Origin of the sequence: Paenibacillus piri, assembly GCF_004354045.1 — a bacterium.
Taxonomy (GTDB): Bacteria; Bacillota; Bacilli; order Paenibacillales; family NBRC-103111; genus Paenibacillus_S; species Paenibacillus_S piri.
On record NZ_SMRT01000003.1, the window covers coordinates 136,884 to 159,250 of the forward strand.

The following is a 22,367-nucleotide window of genomic DNA, read 5'->3' on the forward strand; positions in this document are numbered from 1 at the left end:
CGCGGAGGGAATCGGATGGAGAGAGAGAATATTTTCTGGAATCATATTAAAAGAAACCGGTGGTCTTATTTGACGGGCTTTGCATTATTGTCCATATCCAGTCTGCTGCAGCTGTTCATTCCCATGCTGCTCGGGCAGTTTACCGACAAGCTGCAAAGTTCGACATTAACCTACAAGCAAACGATTACATTCGGATTGTGGATGGCGGCGGTCGGCCTGGGCGTCGCCTTTTTCCGTTCAACCAGCAGAATTTATTTGTTTCGTTTGGCGCGCATGCTGGAGACGCGGGTGCGGGGCGAACTGTTCACCCACTGGGAGAAGCTGTCGGCGCAATATTTCAACAATCAGCGTATCGGCGATTTGATGTCGCATGCGATCAGCGACGTAGGGGTTATCCGCGAGGTGACGATGCAAGGCTACTTCAACATTATGGAAGCGGTCATGCTCATTCTGATATCGGTCGTCGCCATGGTAACGACGGTCGATCCGCTGCTGACGCTGGTCACGATGCTGCCGCTGCCGCTGCTCAGTATATTAGCGTACCGGTTCAACAAACGGATTCAGCAGCAGTCCACGGATGTGCAGGCGGCCGTTTCCGATTTGACAAGCCGGGTGCAGGAGTTTACGGCGGGCATTCGCGTCGTCAAGGCGTTCGTCCAGGAGCGGGAGGAACGCGAGCTGTTTACGAAGGACAATCGGCATGCCGTCGAAATGAACCGCAGATTTGTTCGCTCGAACTCCTTGTTCAGCTCGCTCAGCACCGGGATCGTCGGCTTCAGCTTCCTGGTCTCGGTCGTGTTCGGTGGGATCATGGTTTTGAAAGGCGCGATTACGCTCGGTGAATTTGTCGCCTTCAATACGTACTTATCGCTGCTCATGGGCCCGATTGAAAATTTGGGCAAAGTGGTCAACCTGCTGCAGCGCGGCAAAGCGTCCGAAATTCGGCTGATGGACATTTTCCGGACGCAGCCGGAGGTCGTCGACGATACCGCTGCGAAGCAGGAAATCGATCGGATCGACGGCGATATCGAAATCCGCAACCTGACGTTTGCTTATCCCGAGGCCGACCGGCCGACGCTGCGGGATATCTCGCTGACCGTGCCGAAGGGAAGCAGCCTGGCGATTGTAGGACGCGTCGGCAGCGGCAAAAGCACGCTGGTGCATCTGCTGGTCAGGCTGTACAATTCGCCGCGGGGGACGGTATTCATTGACGGTCACGATATTCATGAAATTCCGCTGCGCACGCTGCGCGGCCAAATCGGGATCGTGCCGCAGGATCAATTTCTGTTCTCCTCGACGATTCGCGACAATATCGGGTTCGATCCGAAGCCGTATACGGACGAGCAGGTGATCGAGGCGTCCAAAATCGCCCAGGTGTACGACAATATCGTCGAGTTTCCGGAGCAATTCGATACCGCGTTGGGCGAGCGGGGCATTTCTTTGTCCGGCGGGCAGCGCCAGCGTGTCAGCATCGCGCGGGCGCTTATCAAACGGCCGTCGATTCTCATCTTCGACGACAGCCTGTCCGCTGTCGATACAATTACGGAGGACCTGATTCTGGAAGGGCTGCAATCGGTCATGAACAAGCGGACGACAATCATCATCGGCCACCGTATTTCTTCGGTTCAGGCTGCGGATCAAATCGTCGTCATGGACGAAGGGGAAATCGTCGAACGCGGTTCGCATGAACAGCTTGTCCGTCTTGACGGACTGTATGCGGATATGTACCGCAAGCAGCTGCTGGATCAGGAAGCCGAGAGGCAGGACGGACAACAGCCGGAAAAGCCGGCGAAAGCGCGAATACTGCATGGGGGAGCGGGAGCATGAACATACACGCAGAGAGAGAAGTCAAAAAATACAAGGACTCGCAAATGCTGTCACGGCTTATGGCTTACGCAAAGCCGTATTGGAAAATGATTTTGCTATGCATCGTTCTCGCCTTTCTCGTTGTCGTAGCCGATCTGGCCAGACCGTACTTGATTAAAGTTGCGATAGACGGACATATTAACGGGCTGCACAAGCCGATGCTTTCGGTAGATAGCGGCAGCAGGAGCCAACTGGAGCCTTACGGCAGGCTGACCAGCTGGGGCAGCCGGGATTACGCCAGGCTGGATGCGGATGCCGTCGCTCGGGGAAGCTTTCCCGATGGAGCCGAGCGGCATCAGATCGTATCGGTCGGTGATAACGAATACATGATCGCGGGCTGGCTGCCCTCGCAGCAGGCGGATGTGAAGCTGTCCGGGGATACGCCGGGCAAGCTGCGCATTACCGCTGAAGGGCAGGTCTATGAAGCGGTTCAGCTTGACGGGCAAGCGTCGGAGCTGTTCCGCAAGCAGGACTACGCCGGCTTTATACAGCTGGGAGTCTTGTTTCTGCTGGCCGTATTCGGGGCGGCGCTGCTCAGCTATTTGCAAAGCAATCTGCTGCAGTATACGGGGCAGACGATTATATTCAACATCCGCGAGCAGCTGTTCAACCATTTGAGCCGGATGTCGATGTCTTACTTCGACCGCAACCCGGTCGGACGGCTGGTCGTGCGGGTAACGCAGGATACGGAGGCGCTCAACCAGCTGTATTCCCAGGTTGTCGTCAACCTGGTCAAGGACGTGATCGTGCTGATCGGGATTGTGGCGATTATGCTGCAGCTTAGCTTGAAGCTTGCTTTACTGTCGTTCGCCGTCATTCCTTTTTTGGCGGCGCTGACGATCTGGTACCGGATCGTGGTACGGAAGGCGCAGCGTACCTCGAGAACGATTTTATCCCGGTTAAATTCGTTTCTGGCTGAAAATTTATCCGGCATCCGCATCACGCAGCTGTTTATCCGGGAGGAGCGGCAGCGCGACCAGTTCGAGCATCACAATACGGCATATTACCGCGCGGGGATGCGCGGAACGGTCATCAACTCGATCTTCCAGCCGGCGATCGGCTTTCTTGGCAACGTAGCCATCGCGCTGCTGCTGTGGTATGGAGGAGGCAGCGTCATTGACGGAGGCATTACGTTCGGTATCGTTTATGCATTTACGCATTATGTAAGGCAGTTTTTTCAACCGCTGATGAGCCTGGCGGAGAAATATAACCAGATTCAGACGGCGATGGTCGGAGCGGAACGGATTTTCGATATGCTCGACGAGCCGCCGGCCATCAACGAAGCCGCCCTTCCGAAAAGCTTGCCGAAGCGGGTGCGTGGCGAAATTACGTTCGACCATGTGTGGTTTGCCTACAATAACGAGGATTGGGTGCTGAAGGACGTAAGCTTTACAATACAGCCCGGGCAGACGGTTGCGTTCGTCGGCGCGACGGGCGCAGGAAAGAGCTCGATTATCCAGCTCATCAACCGCTTCTACGATATTCAGAAGGGCAGCATCAAGCTGGACGGCATTGATATCCGCGACATTTCGCTCGATGAACTGCGGCGGTGCATCAGCATCGTGCAGCAGGATGTGTTCTTGTTCACGGGCGACATCTCTTCCAATATAAGGCTGAACAATGTTGGAATTAGCGAGGCGCAGGTAGAGGAAGCGGCCCGTATGGTGCATATCGACGAATTCGTCGATCAGCTGCCGCAGGGCTACCGGACCCCGCTCGGCGAGCGCGGCGTGAATTTGTCGCTAGGCCAGCGGCAGCTGCTTTCCTTCGCCCGGGCGATCGCCTTCCGCCCGCAAATTTTGATTCTCGACGAGGCGACCTCGAACATCGATACGGAAACGGAGCTGGTCGTACAGGACGCGCTGCACAACATCTCCGCAGGACGGACGACGTTGATCGTCGCACATCGGCTGTCGACGATCCAGCATGCCGACCAGATTATCGTCATGCACAAGGGCAAGGTGCGCGAGATCGGCCGCCATTATCAGCTTCTGGCGCAGCGGGGCTACTATTACCGCTTGTACGAGCTGCAATATAAAGAGCCGAAGCCGGCGCAGGCGGCGAAGTGAGCGTTAAAGGGGGCTTTTCCTGATATATTTCATCTTCAGAAACGGTTAGATATTTCAGGATGGAGTTTCGTAGTCTCAGCCGAATATTAACAATAGATTCATATGGAGTTCATATTCCGATAACAATTCAGGTCGATAATAAAAATTATCAGGCAGCACACGATGAAAGGATACTCCTCTGATGCCCTTACTTTACAAGCTTGGCAATAATCCGATTATCGCCGCTTTACGCAAGCCTGAGGAGATCGAACGGGCGTTGGACAGTCAGGTGCAGAACATTTTTTTCATGGGCGGGAATTTAAAGGAAATCATTCACTCCGTCCGCTTGGCGAAGGACAGAAAAAAAGGGGCTTTTATCCACCTCGATTTGATTAAAGGATTGTCCAGCACCGATAAGGAAAGTGTGGATTTCATTGCTGAATACGTCGGTGCGGACGGAATCATCACACCGAAAAGCCATTTAATAAAGGAAGCCAAACGGGTCGGCTTGTACGCCATTCTTCACCTTTTTGTGATCGATTCCTTGGCTTTGAAGAACGGGCTGAGTTTGGCTCAAACTGTGCAGCCGGACGGCATTGAGCTGATGCCGGGAGTGATTGCCAAAATCATTCATACCTTTTCCGAAACACTGACCGACATACCTATTGTTGCCAGTGGCTTGATTCATACAAAAGAAGAAACCATCGAAGTGCTGCATGCCGGTGCGACGTCCCTATCAGTCAGTGATACGACCCTTTGGAACCTTACGTTTCAAGACTTGTCTCGTACCCTTTAAATGGTATAATTTCATAATCCCCAGTTTGGAGTGAGTGACTAAGAGAAAGCTCTAAACAATAAACAGGCAGTAACATGCCCTAGTTTGTTGTTTGGCTTTCTCTTTTTTATATGTGTTGTGCGATATGCCTTGTAAGGGATTGGTGGATCAAGATTGAAAGACAGACAGAAGAAAGAGGTGCGAAACATTGAAAGTAACCAACTTACGAATTTGCGTTTTGTTGGTTTTTTGTCTGGGATTGTGGTTATTTCCAACAGGTGCTTGGGCCCATACGGATGATAGCGTAGGGTTTTCCAAAATTACTGCGGATGCGGGAGCCAGACTCATGCATTATGAGCTTTATATTGAGTATTTCACGCTTAGTCACGTGGTGGATTTGGAGGTCCAACCGAATGCAGGAGATCGGGAGATGTCCGCCAAGCTTGAGACCAACCGCCAGCTTGTGAACGACTATATTAATCGTAACATGGAAGTGTCGATTGACGGGATACGGGTGGCAGGCCACGTGGTACAAACAAACGTTGAACAGAAATTAAATCGTATGTATGCCCATATTTTTCTGGATTACCCCATGGAAAAAAATTCGCAAGCATTGCATATCTCTTACCATATGTTCTTTGACGATATCGATCCGTCGCATCGAAATATTGTGATTTACGACTGGGGCGGAGAGCAAGGGCAATTTGTTTTTCAAAACAGTGCGCGGGAATTCCTGAGCGGTAAAACAAGCTTCCTCATTCAGATCGAACGCTTCATCAACTTGGGATTTCATCATATTATGATCGGATACGACCATATTCTCTTTGTTATGGCACTCGTATTAGGATCCCGAAAGATCAAAGATGTGTTGAAGGTGGCTACGGTATTTACCTTAGCCCATAGCGTTACGCTGTGTCTTTCCTCATTTCACGTTATTTCCGTTTCTCCTGCAATTATTGAGCCTTTGATCGCTTTAAGCATTGCCTACGCGGCTCTGGAAAGCTTTTTTGGACCAAATTCGAAGGTTCGTCTCTTGGTCGTTTTTATTTTTGGATTGATTCATGGGATCGGCTTCGCAGACGCTTTGGAGCTGACAGGTAAAATGACACTCGACGCTCTTCTGTCTCTCGCTTCCTTCAATATCGGAGTGGAATGTGGACAAGCCCTTATTATTGTATTGTTATTCCCTTTGTTGGCTTATGTCAGAAGATTCCGATGGTCCGGCTTGTTGAAGGGAACAATCACAGTAGGAATTTTGGGTTTCGGTCTGATCTGGTACTTCCAACGAATGTTCACATAATACAGGCCAATGCTTGAAAGGTGGGATGCGATCGAGCGATTGAAGAAAGGGACAAGATGTATTCAAAAGTTTCGGGTGCAGATGCAATCATTACTGAACATGAAAGCAAGGAGGAATAAATGTGAAGTCTTGGATGAATAAGTTCGAACACAGTAAGAAAAAAATTCAAACTATCCTTGCAGCGACATTATTATTGCTAGCCTTGGCGGTTATGATCAAACCGGCTTTTGCCGTAGGCACCAACGCTGTTGTAAGCGGGGATGTATACGGCAATGTAAGCGGGACTGTATATGGCAATGATAACAAGCAAGGGATTGCCCAAGGAAATAACACACTCACGGTGAATACGACTCGTAGCGTGACCAGCATGGTGTATGCTACTCCTTTAACGCCGCCACCAGGTTCAATTAGCGCAATCCCTACATCGGTAACATTCCTCTTTGACACGGCAGACAAAGAAGGATTGAAGGCGCGATTCAACTGGGTGACCTCCGATATGGAAATTAATACCTCGGTACTTAATTACGCAAAAAAGGAAGGTTTTAACGGTACATTCACTAATACGATTATTGGTGAGGCTGCCCCGATTGACCAGCGAGACTTATATGAGATGTTTACAGGACAATATAAAAATGAAGTGCAACTCACACCCGTAATCAGCCATAGAGCTGCGTCTGGCGTTCTTGAACCGGACACAGAATACGTTTACTCTGTTGGCGACGGTGGCGCTAATGTCATTGATACGGCCAACCCGCCAAGTTTCAAAACGCCTGCAGCTAATGTGGATCAGTTCTCATTTCTCTGGATAACCGACCCGCAGGAAAGCGGTGTTGACGTTGAAACAGTTTATGGAAAGTACGATAAATATATGGGACGAGCGGTACGAGAGGCTTTTACTAATCCTAAGCATCCAAGTATAGACTTCATTCTCAGTACAGGCGATAATGTGGATTTCGGTTTTGACACCAAGGAATGGGACGCTTATTACAACGCAATGCAACCATATTTGTATAGCACCCCTTATTATTCTTCCACAGGTAATCATGAGTATGAAGGCAATCCGGGAATAACCGGAAGCTGGGATTCGATTGATCCTTATATGGTCACTGCGAAAGGCCGTATAAACGTACCAAAGAACGGTCCGGCATACCGAGGTGCGGGAACAGATGGTTTGAAACCTAGTGTAACAGGCGCAATTAAGCAACGCCTTGATGGTAACACCTATTACTATGAATACGGCGATGCCATCTTCTTCGTGCTTGACTATTCACCCGACACCAGCAATGTTGACGAAACGGGCGACAAAGGCTACTCACTGAACTCCGATAAAGCGATTAAAGCAGAGCTTGACTGGATGAAGTCCGTTCTGAAGACGAATGACAAAAAATGGAAATTCGTCGCCATGCATCAGAGCCCATACAATGGGAGGTTTGCGCAGCCCCAATATTGGAGGACTGTCACAGACGCCTTTGATGAATGTGGAATAGACGTTGTTATTTCGGGACATGATCACCTTTACTTGCGTTCAAAGCTTATGAACAACAATCAGGTGGCAACTATTCCTGGCACAGGAACAACTTATATTACCGGCGCGACAGCAGGCAACCAATTCGGTACGCTATACGGACAATTTAACCCTGTTACCGGCACATATACAGAAAAATATACCGACTGGGTTGTGAGCGGCTATCATATTATTGATGTGAACGCGACCGGCATATCGATAACCTCCGAGGGAATCAAGATGCTTCCTAAAGATGGGGTGACAAAACAAGAGGAAGGCAGAGAAAGTGATTTTAAAGAAGATGAAAATGGCTTTAGAAACCTTGACGTCTCTTCGAAAGTAGTAATAACAAACACTCCGCGTGCAAAGAATCTTGGTTCGTGGGAATATCCGAATCCCCCGGTGGAGCAATCGGAGGTCGATGCTTACCTTCCTCCGGTTGTCAATGGCTGGTATGAAGTCAGCAAGCCGTCCCAGTTGCTTCGACTCAGTCAGAAGATGGCAAACCGCGGCGGCAATGTGCCCATGAATGCAAAAATTAAATTGATGAATGACATCGACATGAAAGGAATTACCGGGTACCTTCCGCTCGGTGACAACAGAGGATCAGCAGGTTACTTCAGCGGCATTTTCGATGGCAATGGAAAGTCCATTAGAAACTTAAGCTTAACATATTCGGACACATGGAAAGTGGATGGTAACTCAGTCTACACAGGCCTGATCAGCTATATGAATGACGCAACCATTAAGAATGTAAATCTTGTTGACAGCAATTTGAACGGCAGCAATGGATATTATGCCGGGCTTGTCGCCGTAATGTCCGGAGCTTCCAGTATTGAAGGCAGTTCTGTGTCCGGTGAAATTTCCGGCTGGCAAGGTGTTGGCGCGATTGCTGGACGTATGTCAGGTACGTCGAAAATTGCCAACAGCTACTCTGTTGCCAAAATTACCGGTTCAAGCTTAGTGGGCGGCCTTGTCGGCACAAGCGAAACTTCAGGCGGTGACGTAAGGATTGAAAACTCTTTGGCATTAGGTGCCGTTAAAGCAAAGAATGGCATCGCTGGCGGAATTATTGGCAACATCAGTAATGGTTCAATCACAACAATAACGAACAGCGTTGCTTACAACAGATCGGTTGATGCTACGACAGGCGCAGGTCAATTTTTCGGAGCAAATGCAAGCGGCACGCTTACCAATAACTTTTATGCCGCAAACATGGCTTTAACCGGCACAGTCGTGTCGCAGGCAGGTGTTGGCACTGCAACTGCAGTTCAGCTCGCTGACAAAAATTTTTATGAAACCACTCTTGCATGGAATTTTATTAAAGACTGGAAGTGGACAGTAGTAAAAACAGCAGGATATCCTTTGCCTTTTAACTCGAGCTTAGGATTGCCTCCAGGGCTTGAATTAACTCCTGCTCACTGGGAACTTGATCTTTCCGGTGTAAACGTGGGGAATATGCCTGCAAATTGGAAGAATCAGCAGCTTTCCCACGTGTCGGCAATCGACGATTCAGGTACAAAGGTGATTCAAGCAAAAGATAGCCGATCAATGCCATATGACACCTATTTCGACTTTCCTGAACCTATTTATGGCACGAATATTACTTTTAAGTACAAAATATTTGTAAAAGATTATGGCAATACCCAAAATGCATACGGGCCAATTCTCTATATTAAAGACAACGAAGGCAAGTCGGCTATGGAGCATTCCATCGTTATGTGGGGTGTCCCCTACTATGATTATGGCAAGGGAGACATCGGAGGCTTGCAGCAAGGTTTATGGTATGATATGGAGCTTGAAATAGATCCTGCAGCCGGCAAATTTCATTGGACTCTAAACGGCGCTGACTGGGATTCTTATTTATTAAAAAACAAGGTCAATAATATTTCGAGAATCGGTATTCGCTCCAATCAAATGGATGAAAACTCCATTGTCTACTTTAAGGACCTGGTTGTTGAAACAACGGGTTACACAGGCGGCGGGGAAGAGCCAGATCCGGATCCGGTGGATACAACGGCGTTGAATGCGGCGCTCACCACCGCGAGCCAGCTTCTAGTGAATCACGCAGAAGGCAGCGGCGTTGGTCAAGCACCTGCGTCGGCGAGAACAGCCTTGCAGAAGGCCATTGCTGAAGCACAGGCGATTGTATATGATGCAGCCAATCAAACCCAAGCGCAATTGGATGCGGCAACAGCAGCGCTGCAAACTGCGATTTCGACCTTTAAATCACTAGTGGTGACAACTGCTGTTGATGTTTGGACGTTGGGCAGTCTTGACCGTGCGAAGAAGACGTCGGCAGCAGGTATCCAAAAAGCCGCGGAAGTGTACGCCGGCAAAGGCGAAACGACTTCCTTCCAAATCGTCGTCAAGGCGGCTGATAACAAAACTCTTGATATTTCAGACTTGAAAATATCAAATCTAACAGGACCGAATGGCAATGTAATCAACAGCGCCAATGTTGATCTTTACCGCGAGCATTTTATTAAAGTAGGAACGCGTACTCAAGGAGGGCAGGGCGGAACAAATAACAGGCTGCCCGATGAATGGTATCCGGACGCATTGATTCCGTTCATTGATCCGGTGACAGGCGCTGCGCCTACAGCGGGTGCGTTATATAAAGCTATTCCTTATACGGTTGCCGCGGGGGAAAACATGCCTTTCTGGGTGGATATCAATGTGCCGGCTGACACTGCTCCGGGAATCTACAGCGGAACATATACGGTACATACAGCAGCTGGCGAGATTTCTGGGGAAATTAGCCTGAACGTGTGGAACTTTACCGTACCGGTTAAATCTAATTTGTACACTTCATTCGGGATCAGGGGCGATGGCAATAGCAACCCAGGGGATTATGTTACCAATCATAATTACAAGAATGACGTGAACGTTCATAAGGAATTGCTCAGGAATAGAATAAACCCTGAATCGGGAGTGAATCCGAAAGATGAAGACGAGCTTATCGCCATGGGACTTCAGGCTCTGAATACGGGATTCTGGGGCAACACCTCTTATGGCGATACAACAATGGACCCGCCTCCAACAGTAGATGAAATTGCTGCGGAAGCGGCCAAACATGATTCGCGGCTGCTGTTGTATAATTACACGGCGGATGAAATTGAGTTCGTGTATGATCAACCGAAGTATCACGACACCTTCCGCAACACGATGAAGGCGTGGGCGGATAACCTGCATCAGGCCGGAGTAAAGCAGTTGGTCGTGACGAAGCCATACGACGATTTGCTTACAGATGATGATTATCCGGGAGGAGCAGGCAAACCGATTGTCGACATCTATGCGATTCTCAACACATACTACGGAGATAGTGAAGAGGTAGTCAAAAGAGCACTCGATAAGGGCGCGATGGTATGGACATATGCCGCAATGTCCCAGGATGACTACTCGCCGAAGTGGGCAATCGACTACGCGCCTATCAATTACAGAATAAATCAAGGCTTTATCAACCAGAGCATTGGAGTTAACGGCCTGCTCTATTGGACTGTTAATTACTGGTCCAGCAGTCCTTGGGCAAGTGTTAACGCAGAAGCAAGCAGCGTGGAAACTCCGGGCGAGGGCATTCTCATCTATCCTGGAGAACAGGCGGGTCTTAAAGGAGTGGCACCTTCGATAAGACTTAAAAACATCAGAGACGGGATTTATGATTTTGATTACATTGAAATGCTTAAGCAAGCCGGATACGGTGAATGGGCATTGAACATCAGCAAGGGTATAGCTGCTGATTTTAAGAACTGGAACCAGTCTCCGGATGCGCTTGGATCAGCTCGCATCATGCTTGGGAATAAACTCAGCGAGATTCAACAGAGTCAACCTTCATCGAACGCCGACTTGAGCGACTTGAAGGTAGACGGCGTGACAGTAGTCGGTTTTAATGCCAAGAAGTTGGATTACACAGTAAATGTAGCGAACAGTATTAACTCTGTGGTAGTTTCAGCTTCTGCTGCAGACCAGAAAGCTTCTGTTGAAATTGCAGGCGGCAACGTTCTGGCTATAGGAGAAAACACCGTATCGGTGACGGTAACGGCAGAAGATAGGGTAACGAAGAAGGAGTATAAGATTACGGTTACCCGTACGGCGGCTCAGGGTGGTGATGGCGACAGTCAACCTTCATCGAATGCCGACTTGAGCGATTTGAAGGTAGACGGCGTGACAGTAGCCGGTTTTAATGCAAATAAGTTGGATTACACAGTAAATGTAGGGAACAGTATTAATTCTGTGGCGGTTTCAGCTTCTGCTACAGACCAGAAAGCTTCTGTTGAAATTGTAGGCGGAAGCGTTCTGGCTGTAGGAGAAAACACCGTATCGGTGACGGTAACGGCAGAAGATGGGGTAACAAAGAAGGAGTATAAGATTACGGTCACCCGTGCGGCGGCACAGGGCGGTGATGGCGATAGTAACGGCAACGGCAACATAGGTGGAGGCGGCAGAACTCGTGGAGGCGGTAGCGCCCCGGCTAACTCCGGTACGATTGTGGCGGCCAGCGGAGGAACGCTAACCTTGAATGGGGCCAAAATCGATGTACCGGTCGGAGCGACGGCCGACAACATTCAAATAAGCGTTGTTAGAGTAAGCGACACCTCAATCTTGCCTGCAGATGAAGCATTGAAATTGTTAAGCGATGTCTACGAGATTAAGAAAGATACAGAAGGCGAATTTAGCAAGCCGATCGTCATTACTCTGCCCTTCGACAAGACTAAGGTTGACTTGAATAGGTCGATGGTAGGCCTGTACTGGTTAAACGAACAAACGAATAAGTGGGAGCAGTTGGATTCTCTCCAAGTTGATCCAGACCAAGCTACAGTATCGGGATCCGTACAACATTTCACTAAATTTGCCGTTCTGGCAACGGATAAAACAGGGACCGCAACAGAGAGTGCAAAGCCTCAGACTAACGATGTTGATTTTGCAGATATCAAAGGGCATTGGGCCGCAGCGAGCGTTCGGGACTTGGTAAAACTGGGTGCCATTAACGGTTATCCGGACAAAACCTTTAAGCCGAATAACAACATCACAAGAGCAGAGTTCGTAACCGTAATCGTTAAAGCTTTTCATCTTAAATCGGAAGACGGCAAGAACTTCGCCGACGCCTCATCCCATTGGGCCAAGAGTGCTATTGCGACTGCAGCGTCACTTGGTGTTGTTAACGGGTATAGCGAGAAAGCGTTCGGTCCTGACGACTTGATTACCCGCGAACAAATGGCAGCAATCGTGATTCGCGCCGCTCAGATCGATTCGGCAGACAAGAACATCAGCTTCTCGGATAGCGAAACGGTATCCGACTGGGCTCGTACTGCCATTGCTGCTGCGGCCGCCAAAGGGCTGATCAACGGTTACGAGGACGGTACGGTGAAGTCGAAAGCGAACAGCACACGTGCCGAAGCGGTCACCGTTATTTTAAGAGCACTGGAATTAAAGAAGTAGTGCATTGTAGAAACAGACTGCTTCTTAGTAGTCCGTCTACTGAGAAGCAGCTTTTTCTGCGGAGTTAAGTACTTCCAGTTCCTCAATTCAATTGAAAAGTCGGTGAAAATAAATTGAACGAAGCATTTCTTTCAGGGGTCAATGTCTGTTTTTTCGATTTGGACGGTTGCATCTATCATGGTAATAAGTTGGCCTACGGAGCAAAGCCACTACTGAAAGAGCTGGAAAAACGTCATATTCAATACAGCTTTATTACGAATAATTCTCGACAAACCGGCCAAGAAATTGCAAAAAAACTGAAGAACATCGGATTAGATGTTGATACCTCGAAAATTATTACTGCAACAGATTTTATCGGTAAATATTTAAAAGAAAAATTCGGCATCGTTTCAATCAAAACAGTAGGCAGCTCCAGTCTAAATGATGCGATTGCCTTTGAAGGACACCGCATCGTTCCCTTGGAAGATAAAGACAAGGCCGATGTGATCGTTGTCGGCAGAGATGTTGATTTTACTTATGAAAAACTTCAAAGAATTTCAGAGGAGGTAAGTAGAGGCAGTTTGGTTATAGGTACGAATTCAGATCATTTTCATCCTGCGGAAGGCCAGAAAAAGATACCTGAAACCGGCGCAATCATTGCCGCCATTCAAGCCGTTACAGGTACAACGGTACAATGTATAGGGAAGCCGGAACCGTATCTTTTTCTATACGGCTTGCAGATGTTTGGAGCGAAGTCGGATTCCGGTGTCATGATAGGGGACAACCTGGAGACAGATATTCTGGGCGGCAGGAGAGTGGGAATGAGGACGGTATGGGTTGAAAATAACAATGACGATGCACTCTCCTTTCAACATTCGGACTCTGATTACAAAGTAAAAAGTATCTATGAATTGTATGAAATAGTTGCAATGCCGCATGTGTTCGAAAAATTTTTGAAGAGGAACTAAAAATGGAGAGGAGTCTTCACATGAAGAAAATGTTTACATTTTGTTTGTCCTTAGTCCTTGCAGCTGCTGTTACAGGTTGTGCTATAAACGATTCAAATACGCCGACCATGGATTCAAAAGTAGGGGCCGCCAGCGAAAAAGCAAAGGACACCATTAGAATGGTATGGTATCCTAATGAATCCGGCGCGGATTTAAAAGAAGCACGCGATGAGTTTGGAAAAGCAATCGAAAAAGCGACTGGAAAGAAAGTTGAGCACAAGACGACAACCGATTATATCATTGCCATTGAGTCGATAGCGAACGGAAATGCCGATTTGGCGTATATGGGAGCTCAAGGATATATTGAAGCTCATAATAAAAATAAAGACGTTCTTCCTCTTGCTGTTGTAAGCGGTGATTCAGGAACGCTAGACGATGCCGTTTATTACAGTTGGTTAAACGTTAGAAAGGGAGACGAAGTCCACTACAAAAAGGATGACGGCTTTTCTATCGATAACATTGTGCAAAAAAAATTCTCCTTTGTTTCCAACAGCTCAACTTCCGGGTTTGTAGTGCCATCCTCAGGGATCGTAAGCTATTTTAGCAAAAAAAATGAATACAAGAAATTAACGGCAGAAGATTTGCTTGAAGGCGGAAAAGACAAGTTTTTCAGTGAGGTACTGTACGGTGGTTCTCATCAGGGTTCTGCAGTGAACCTGCTTACCGGCAAGGCAGATGTTGCCGCTTTCTGCGATTTTTGCATCGCAAATTACGTAGAGTTAGCATCGGGTGATGCCAACAAGCCGGGAGCGGTTTATAAAGTTAAACAAGACGCTGCCGAGCCGTTTACTACACTTAAAGGAAAAGAATTTGTGCTTATTTCCGTTACACCGGTTCTCAATACGCCAATTGCCATTAACACGAAAACGGTCAGTGAAAATGACCAAAAAGCGCTTCAGGAAGTCTTGTTATCCGATGAAATTACTAAAAATCCAAAGATATTTGTACCCAAGGATTCCAAATTCCTAGGTATATTTAAGCAGAAAACCGGCAAGGAGCGATTTGTAAAAGCAGATGATGCCTGGTTCAATCCGATTAGAGAATTATCCAAATAACTCAAATATTAAGCCGCAGGCTATGCTTGGGAGAACTGAACAGAAAGAGCCGTGAGGCATGATGGAAAAAAGTCCCCTGTTGCTATACAGAGAATTGGTTTCGCCTGTCAAATTCTCAAAGTAAAAGGGGACGATACCCATGGGCGGTAGCAGTCTAGCCACCCGTTGAACAGATGATCCTGTGAATTATTGAACTGTTTATAATAAAACTCATGTAAGGGAGTTAACAATGACGTTGCTAGAATTTAAAAATGTATCAAAACAGTATGGTAATGATACAAAAGCGTTATCTGATGTTAACTTCTCTGTAAAAGAGGGAGAGTTTGTTTCCGTTATTGGCCCATCGGGAGCAGGGAAATCAACTCTCCTACGATGTATCAACCGAATGATTGATGCAAGCGGCGGAGAAATCATCTTTGATGGTGTCAATGTATTGGAAATTAAGAAAAAAGAGTTGAAGGCAATTAGAACAAAAATCGGAATGATCTTCCAACATTATAATTTAGTATCCAGGTTAAGTGTAATTGAAAACGTCCTGCACGGCAGACTCGGATACAAATCTACCTTGGCGGGAGTTTTAGGCTTATACAGTGAAGAGGAAAAACAACAGGCTCTAAAGATTCTGGGCGTTTTAGGATTGGAGGAGCAAATTTACAAGCGATGCGACCAGTTAAGCGGCGGGCAAAAGCAACGCGTAGGCATTGCTAGAGCTCTGATCCAAAACCCTAAAATGCTTTTATGCGATGAACCGATTGCTTCATTGGATCCTAATGCATCAAAGATTATTATGGATCATCTCCGAAACATTTCTACTACCATGGGAATAACGATTCTTATAAATCTACACCAGGTAGACGTGGCATTAAAGTATTCCGACAGAGTTATCGGTGTAAATAAAGGGAGAGTCGTTTATAACGGAGCGCCAAAAGATATAACGACGGATCAAATTCGGAACATATATGGTACTGAAGCTGGGGAACTCATTATTGAACTTGGAGGAGAAAATGCAGGGTGATTTTTTTGCAAAACGAAGGAGAAACTCTTTAATTTTTATCGCAATCCTTCTATTGTTGACTTTTGCCTCTATTATCATTACCGAATATAACGTGGTGAAGGGCTTTACTTCTGTACCAAAGGCTGTACAATGGGCTTTTTCAAATTTTTACCCGAATGAAAAGGCAATGAATAAGCTTCCGGATATTTTGGTGAAATTGAAAAAGACGGTTTTGATGTCGATTGCGGCTACAACGGTCGCAGCTGTCTTTGCCTTCCTGTTTGCCATACTTGGATCCCATACGACAAGAATTAACGGATTCTTCAGCAGCATCAGCAGAGCAATCGCGACTGTGTTTCGTAACATTGATGTGGCGGCGTGGGCCATGATTTTGCTTTTTTCATTTGGGCAAAGTGAACTCACTGGATATTTTGCGCTTTTTTTTGGTTCCTTTGGTTTTTTGACGAGAGCGTTTATGGAAACCATTGATGAAATCAGCAGCAGTTCGGTTGAGGCTTTAAAAGCTACAGGTGCCAATTATTTTCCAATCATCATTCAATCTGTCATCCCTTCAAGTATTTCTCGAATGATTAGTTGGATATTGTTCATGGTTGAAACGAACATACGGCAGGCCACTTTAATAGGTATCTTAACAGGTACAGGAATTGGATTTTCATTTAGTTTGTATTATAAAAGCTTGAATTATCATGCGGCCAGTCTAGTTGTGATTGTAGTCATCGCAGCCATTCTCATCATCGAGTATATTTCAAATTATGTAAGAAGGGTGATTATGTAATGGAAGTTGATGAGTCGACATATGCCGTTTCTGTGGCCGGAAACAAAGCACGGTTAGATCGAACCCGGCGAATAAAGTTGAAACCTTTAAATAAGGCCTCGATTGCAATACGATTAACGTTGATCGCTTTATCGTTGTTAACCGTATATGGCATTATGAGCTTTGACTATAAAGACATTAACTTTTTCGAAGGGATCTTTTCGACAATCCTTAATATTAAAACCATGTTTTTTGAACCTCGTTTACAGCATTTCACATTTATCGAAGCCCTTTATCAGGTCACTGTAACCTTGGGACTTGCTTTTTTAACGACATTATTCGGTGCTGTCATCGCATTGTTTTTAGGGTTATTCGCCGCCCAAAACTTGTCAACGAAATCCGTTTCAATTGGTATTAAAGGTTTCGTTGCTATTGTCAGAGCTGTACCGACAGTTCTATGGGTTCTGATTTTTGCGGTGGCCGCAGGGCTCGGGAGCGTTGCAGCTGTCGTTGGAATGACCTTTCATTCAGTAGGTTATTTAATCAAAACATACTCCGAATCATTTGAAGAATTGGACGAAGGCGTAATTGAAGCGCTCAAAGCAAGCGGTGCAAACTGGTGGCAGATTGTTTTTCAGGCGGTTATCCCCTCTACGATGTCGTATATCATCTCCTGGACTTTCTTGAGATTTGAAATCAATTTTGCCGTTTCAGTTGCAATGGGTGCTGCCGCTGGCGCAGGAGGGATCGGATTCGATATGTTTATGGCCAGCGGATTTTATTATGACTTGAGGGAAATCGGTGTGATTACCTATTTAATATTAGCGTTTGCGATCGCTCTAGAGGTCATTGCCACGAAAATAAAAGGATATCTTAAAGCAAGCGTATTGTGAACTGCTGCTTTTGAGGTGTACCAGCAAGTGGAATACATTTGGGAAAATGAAGAACTGAACCCCGCTGTGCGACATGTATTTATCCTACGACGAGAAGCCCGGTACTCAGGCGATTGGCAATACCGCCGAAGATTTGGTTCCCGTGCCTGGAGAGCATCCCACAATCAGTCGTGAACGGTTAATCACTTCTATGGCGATGGTGAAAAAAGCTGCGGCATTAGCAAACATGGAGGTTAAACAGCTAAACAACCGTTTGGGGGAAGCAATTGTACAGGCTGCAGAAGAAATTATGGCCTTGATCCTTATGAAATGACGCATCCGGGAATTGCAGGAGCTGCCTTGTTGGATCCAATCCCGGCGGATAAGTGATTTATTATAATATTGATGGGATTTTAAGGAAAGGTGGTAAATACAACATTAAAAAAAGTCGCAGAGTACCGGCAGTCATGCCGGTACCCTGCGACTTTTTGGCGCGTATCGGATCGAGAAGCTTAGTTCATTTGGCTTCCTCGTCGGCCGATGGGCCATAGATGCCCGGCACCGGAATATCGAGAAGCCGCAAATAAACCCCAAGCTGCGCCCGGTGATGAACCATGTGGCTTAATCCGAAAGTACGGAGCGCGATCGCCCGCGGCTCGCGGAGGATGATATGGTCACCATGGCGCAGCGTCCATTCCTCACCAAGCGTTTTCTCGTCGCATTCGGCGAGCAGCTTTTCCAACTTGCCGACGTTCGCGTCGAACTCCTCCAGAACGTCAGCGCGTTTTTCCAAAGGCTCCCGCCGCAGCGGCACGGTCGAAAGATCGAACTCCGGGTACTGAAAAATCGCGATTTGCCAGTTCAGCAGGTTGGTCAGGTGCGTGGCCAGCCCGCCGAGCGTCATCGATTTCTCGTGCGGCTTCCACGACATATGCTCCTCGGGCAAGCTTTCCAGAATGCGGCGCGTAGTGGCCAGTTCATGCGTTGCGTCGCCGACGATCAGTTGTTTGACCATAAATTCATCTCCTCCCTTATGGTTTAGCATACTATAGATTCCGGTCGAGTGGAATTTTAACGTTAGTTTTAAAAGAAATCGGCGGTTATGGTTTAAGGTTATCGCATGTTCGATCCAATATTACCAGACTTTTAAAAATAATTTGATTATTTAGCAAAGCTATGTATAATATCCGTAGACTCCATGGGCAAATGCTTATGGCAAGTAAAAGTGAGGTACGATCATGCTGAGCTTTTTCATAAATTTAAAGATTCAAAACAAAATATTTGTCACGTTCGCGCCTCTCTTTTTTCTTGTCATTTTGTCGATTGCTTACTTTTTCTATTCGTATGCGGAACAAAATATTTTGAAAAAAGCAGGCGATGCCAATCTGAATGTGTTATTTCAAATCGCCGATAAAATCGAAATTATCAATGGGAACGTGAAATCGATTTCAACGATGTATTTTCTTGACCCCAACATAAGACTTCTGCTAAAAAATGATTGGACCGACCGAAGATATGAAGAACTGGTTACCCAAAACCAAATGAAGACGCTGATTGATACCGTAAACAATAACTTCCAATATTTGAATCATATGATGACCCTGCTGGGATTCAATGAAAATTATTACAACAACGAAGGGACGGACCGGCGGGATCAGGACAAACTGCGCAGTGCAGCTTGGATAAAATTGTTCGAAGAAGACAAGAGTAAAATGATTTGGGCGGATACGTACCGGTTAAACGGGAAGTATATCTTCTCCGTAATCAGCTACATGAGAAACGTGTATACCGGCAAAGACTTGGGACTGCTTGTTCTCGATTTTGATGAGAATATTTTATTCGATACTTATAAAAACCTGGAAGATAACCATATCCAAATCTACAATTCGCAAGGTATCCTGATTTCAGGTCCGGATAAATCCCGGCTCACTACAAGTGCGGTGAATACCGAATTTTTCAAGAAGATAAGCGGCAATCGGTCGGGATATTTTCTCTCCGGATACGAAGGCAAAGAAACGTTAATTTCATTCCACAAGGTTCAGCAACTGGATTGGTATATCGTGGATATGACACCTTTATCCTCCTTACTGGAGGGCATGCAGAGCATCAAGAAATACATTGTGCTCATCGCGATGGCGGAACTGATTATTTTGTTTGTATTGTCGTACATGATTTCGTATGCGATTTCTTCTCCCATTAAAAAGCTCGTCCAATCGATTAATCTGGCAAGCAGCGGCAACCTGAACCATATGATCGACGTGAACAGGAAAGATGAGATCGGGTTTCTTGTGGCCAAATACAATACGATGCTGGAGCGAATCGATTCGCTCATGAAGGAGATCGTCATTCAGCATGAAAAGAAGCGAAGAGCCGAGATGCAGGGCCTGCAAGCCCAGATGAATCCGCACTTTTTGTATAATACCTTAAATTCGATACGCTGGATGGTAAGGACAAACCAGCCCGATCTGACGAATGACATGATCATCTCTCTCGTACGGCTGCTCCGACAAAATTTTAATGCCGGCAACGAGTTGATTACGTTTTCGGATGAGCTTAAGTTTTTATCGGACTATATTTTGATTCAGAAAGTCAGATACGGCGATAAATTCGATGTAGTGTGTGATTTTGACGAAAAGATTCTTCCATGTTATACGTTAAGGCTTCTGTTCCAACCGATTCTCGAGAATGCGATTTTTCACGGTATCGAGCCGAAGGACGGAAACGGGATTATTCATGTGAAAATATACCCTGACGGGGACCGGATCATAGTTGAAATTTTCGATGACGGGGTAGGGATCGATTTGAATGAGCAGCCGTCCCCTTTATCGGAGGGGTATCCGTCGTATCGTGAGGAATCAAACGGGATCGGACTACGGAACATTCAACAACGAATCAAGCTGCATTTCGGAGACAACTACGGTGTATGGCTGCACAGCGCCAAAGATTGGGGAACGCGAGTGACAATTGTGCTCCCCGTGATCCGGGAAAGGGATGTGACCCAATGAATACAGCGTTAACCATATTGATTGTTGATGATGAGAAACCGATTCGTCAATGGTTTGAATACGTTATCCGCCAATACGAAGAAGAATTCGAAATTGCCGGTGTCTGTTCGAATGGCAAAGAAGCCCTTGACATGTATGAGCAATATAAACCGGACATTATTATTACGGATATTCGCATGCCGGTCATGGATGGACTTGAGCTGATCCAGGCGGTTAAAGAACGGGGGGGCTCCCCGCAATTTCTAATTCTCAGCAATTACGACCATTTTGAATATGTGAAAAAAGGCTTAGTAATGGGCGCAAAGGATTATTTACTTAAGGCGGAGACGGCGGATGTGGAAATCATCGAAGCGTTAAGAATCATCCGTAAAGAAGGCTGGGGCAATACGCGGGCTGCAATTGCCGGGGACAGTCATGAATTTGCAGGAACATTGATCCGGGACTATCTACGCCATCATTCGATTGGGCAAGAGCCCCTGCAGAAAATTGAGAGTTATTTGGCCGATGCCTCTTTGTGCCCGGGGTATATATTGACGTTTTCGATGGACGGTTACTTTGCATGGGCTAGGGCTGCCAACAGTTCGGAGGAGGAGACGAGGGCAAGGCTCGATTTACTGTCCGCTATTATACAAGAGCACCTCAAGAAATGGATTTCATCCGTAGCCGCTGTTCAAACTGCCGAAAACGAGTGCGTTATCATTGTTGGGAAGAGAACGGATGATGGACGCCCGTTTGTGGAAGTTTTGCCTAGGCTCTGCGAAGAAATGAATAATTATCTTCGGTTGCGCTTCGGCTGTACGGTCTCTTTTGGGTTCGGCTCGGCATTTGAGACGCTCAAAGAAATGAAGCTGGCTTACACCGGGGCGAATGAAGCCAAGGAGTATAGATTTTACTCCGGTCCGTCCGGTCTGCATGTGTATGGACGGCATAAGAAAGATGATGTGACGCGGGATCGCTGCTTGATGTATGTTCATGAATTACTGAAACATTTTCAATTTGCCGATGAGCATGTCGTAGAACGAGTTGATCAAACGCTTGACGGAATTTTCAATGAAGGGCAAAACGGACTAACGCCACAAGACGCTAAAAAAATGATAGTCAATATGATGGAAATGCTCAACCATAAGCTGATGGGGATGATGGAAGGGGGAACGACAAGCCCGTTTCTTTACGACCCGGACTTTCTTTTGCAAGACAGTGAATTTAAGAGCCACTTTCGCAACCGGGTCATAGAGCAGCTTACCGCCATGCTGGAGACATCGACCCGACACCTGTTTCGGTACAGTGAAGCTACCAATAAAATCATTCGGTATTTATTCGAACACTACCCGCAAAAGGTGGAAATGTTTCAATTGGCCAGTCTGGTTCATCTGAACGAAAACTATATTTCCCAAATGTTTAAAAAAGAGACCGGTCAATCCGTAACCCGGTTTTTGATGTCGGTTCGAATGGAACGCGCCAAGGAGCTTTTGCTGGAAAATAAATTAAAAATCAATGAAATTGCCTCCGAGGTAGGTTATACTAGCGAGTCTCATTTTTGCACGGCCTTCAAAATGTATTACGGGAAATCTCCACGAAATTTTATGGGGGACCTAAGAAAAGTGAAATAAACTCTAAGCACAGCGAAAAAAGATGATTATAACAATTGAAGAAGATCTAATCACAGCAAAAGAATAAATAATCGGGCTGCATGGTTATTTATTCTTTTTCCTTTTATATTAAGTAAAGCAAAGGCGATTCATATAGTT

At 46.6% G+C, this 22,367-nt stretch carries 14 protein-coding genes; 13 read left to right on the forward strand and 1 reads right to left on the reverse strand.

Annotated elements, in window-relative coordinates; translation table 11 throughout:
* The first annotated feature begins 15 nt into the window (after positions 1 to 15).
* The 11 genes from E1757_RS08910 (at position 16) to E1757_RS08960 (ending at position 17,948) form a co-directional block, all read left to right on the forward strand.
* On the forward strand, positions 16 to 1,827 hold the full coding sequence (locus E1757_RS08910; RefSeq protein WP_133226901.1) for an ABC transporter ATP-binding protein: 1,812 nt from the start codon (positions 16 to 18) through the stop codon (positions 1,825 to 1,827).
* Positions 1,824 to 3,935, forward strand: a complete 2,112-nt coding sequence (locus E1757_RS08915; RefSeq protein ID WP_133226903.1) for an ABC transporter ATP-binding protein — start codon at positions 1,824 to 1,826, stop codon at positions 3,933 to 3,935. The genes E1757_RS08910 and E1757_RS08915 overlap by 4 nt, the downstream gene beginning before the upstream one ends.
* A gap of 181 nt (positions 3,936 to 4,116) precedes the next feature.
* Positions 4,117 to 4,710 carry a glycerol-3-phosphate responsive antiterminator gene (locus E1757_RS08920; RefSeq protein ID WP_133226905.1) on the forward strand — a complete coding sequence of 198 codons (594 nt, stop codon included), beginning with the start codon at positions 4,117 to 4,119 and terminating at the stop codon, positions 4,708 to 4,710.
* A gap of 187 nt (positions 4,711 to 4,897) precedes the next feature.
* On the forward strand, positions 4,898 to 5,989 hold the full coding sequence (locus tag E1757_RS08925) for a HupE/UreJ family protein (RefSeq protein WP_133226907.1): 1,092 nt from the start codon (positions 4,898 to 4,900) through the stop codon (positions 5,987 to 5,989).
* A gap of 121 nt (positions 5,990 to 6,110) precedes the next feature.
* The gene (locus tag E1757_RS08930) at positions 6,111 to 12,932 is read left to right on the forward strand and encodes an S-layer homology domain-containing protein (RefSeq protein WP_133226909.1); all 6,822 of its coding nucleotides are present in this window, start codon (positions 6,111 to 6,113) and stop codon (positions 12,930 to 12,932) included.
* A 113-nt stretch (positions 12,933 to 13,045) separates the two neighbouring features.
* Positions 13,046 to 13,879 carry an HAD-IIA family hydrolase gene (locus E1757_RS08935; protein ID WP_133226911.1) on the forward strand — a complete coding sequence of 278 codons (834 nt, stop codon included), beginning with the start codon at positions 13,046 to 13,048 and terminating at the stop codon, positions 13,877 to 13,879.
* 20 nt (positions 13,880 to 13,899) lie between these two features.
* Positions 13,900 to 14,973: a PhnD/SsuA/transferrin family substrate-binding protein gene (locus tag E1757_RS08940; protein ID WP_133226913.1), complete on the forward strand. Its 1,074-nt coding sequence runs from the start codon at positions 13,900 to 13,902 to the stop codon at positions 14,971 to 14,973.
* Between the two features lie 229 nt (positions 14,974 to 15,202).
* Entirely contained in the window at positions 15,203 to 15,988 is a 786-nt protein-coding gene (gene phnC, locus E1757_RS08945) for a phosphonate ABC transporter ATP-binding protein (RefSeq protein WP_133226915.1), read from the forward strand.
* Positions 15,978 to 16,763: a PhnE/PtxC family ABC transporter permease gene (locus tag E1757_RS08950; RefSeq protein ID WP_133226917.1), complete on the forward strand. Its 786-nt coding sequence runs from the start codon at positions 15,978 to 15,980 to the stop codon at positions 16,761 to 16,763. Before phnC ends, E1757_RS08950 begins: the two co-directional genes overlap by 11 nt.
* The gene (locus tag E1757_RS08955; RefSeq protein ID WP_133226919.1) at positions 16,763 to 17,635 is read left to right on the forward strand and encodes a PhnE/PtxC family ABC transporter permease; all 873 of its coding nucleotides are present in this window, start codon (positions 16,763 to 16,765) and stop codon (positions 17,633 to 17,635) included. Before E1757_RS08950 ends, E1757_RS08955 begins: the two co-directional genes overlap by 1 nt.
* A gap of 73 nt (positions 17,636 to 17,708) precedes the next feature.
* Complete coding sequence (locus E1757_RS08960) at positions 17,709 to 17,948, forward strand: hypothetical protein (RefSeq protein WP_133226921.1); 240 nt, start codon at positions 17,709 to 17,711, stop codon at positions 17,946 to 17,948.
* 183 nt (positions 17,949 to 18,131) lie between these two features.
* Here E1757_RS08960 and E1757_RS08965 read toward each other — a convergent pair whose 3' ends face one another.
* Positions 18,132 to 18,629: a DinB family protein gene (locus tag E1757_RS08965; RefSeq protein WP_133227496.1), complete on the reverse strand. Its 498-nt coding sequence runs from the start codon at positions 18,627 to 18,629 to the stop codon at positions 18,132 to 18,134.
* A gap of 223 nt (positions 18,630 to 18,852) precedes the next feature.
* Here E1757_RS08965 and E1757_RS08970 point away from each other — a divergent pair, with 223 nt between their 5' ends.
* Positions 18,853 to 20,619, forward strand: a complete 1,767-nt coding sequence (locus tag E1757_RS08970) for a sensor histidine kinase (RefSeq protein WP_133226923.1) — start codon at positions 18,853 to 18,855, stop codon at positions 20,617 to 20,619.
* On the forward strand, positions 20,538 to 22,229 hold the full coding sequence (locus E1757_RS08975) for a response regulator (RefSeq protein ID WP_133226925.1): 1,692 nt from the start codon (positions 20,538 to 20,540) through the stop codon (positions 22,227 to 22,229). Before E1757_RS08970 ends, E1757_RS08975 begins: the two co-directional genes overlap by 82 nt.
* Positions 22,230 to 22,367: the final 138 nt, after the last annotated feature.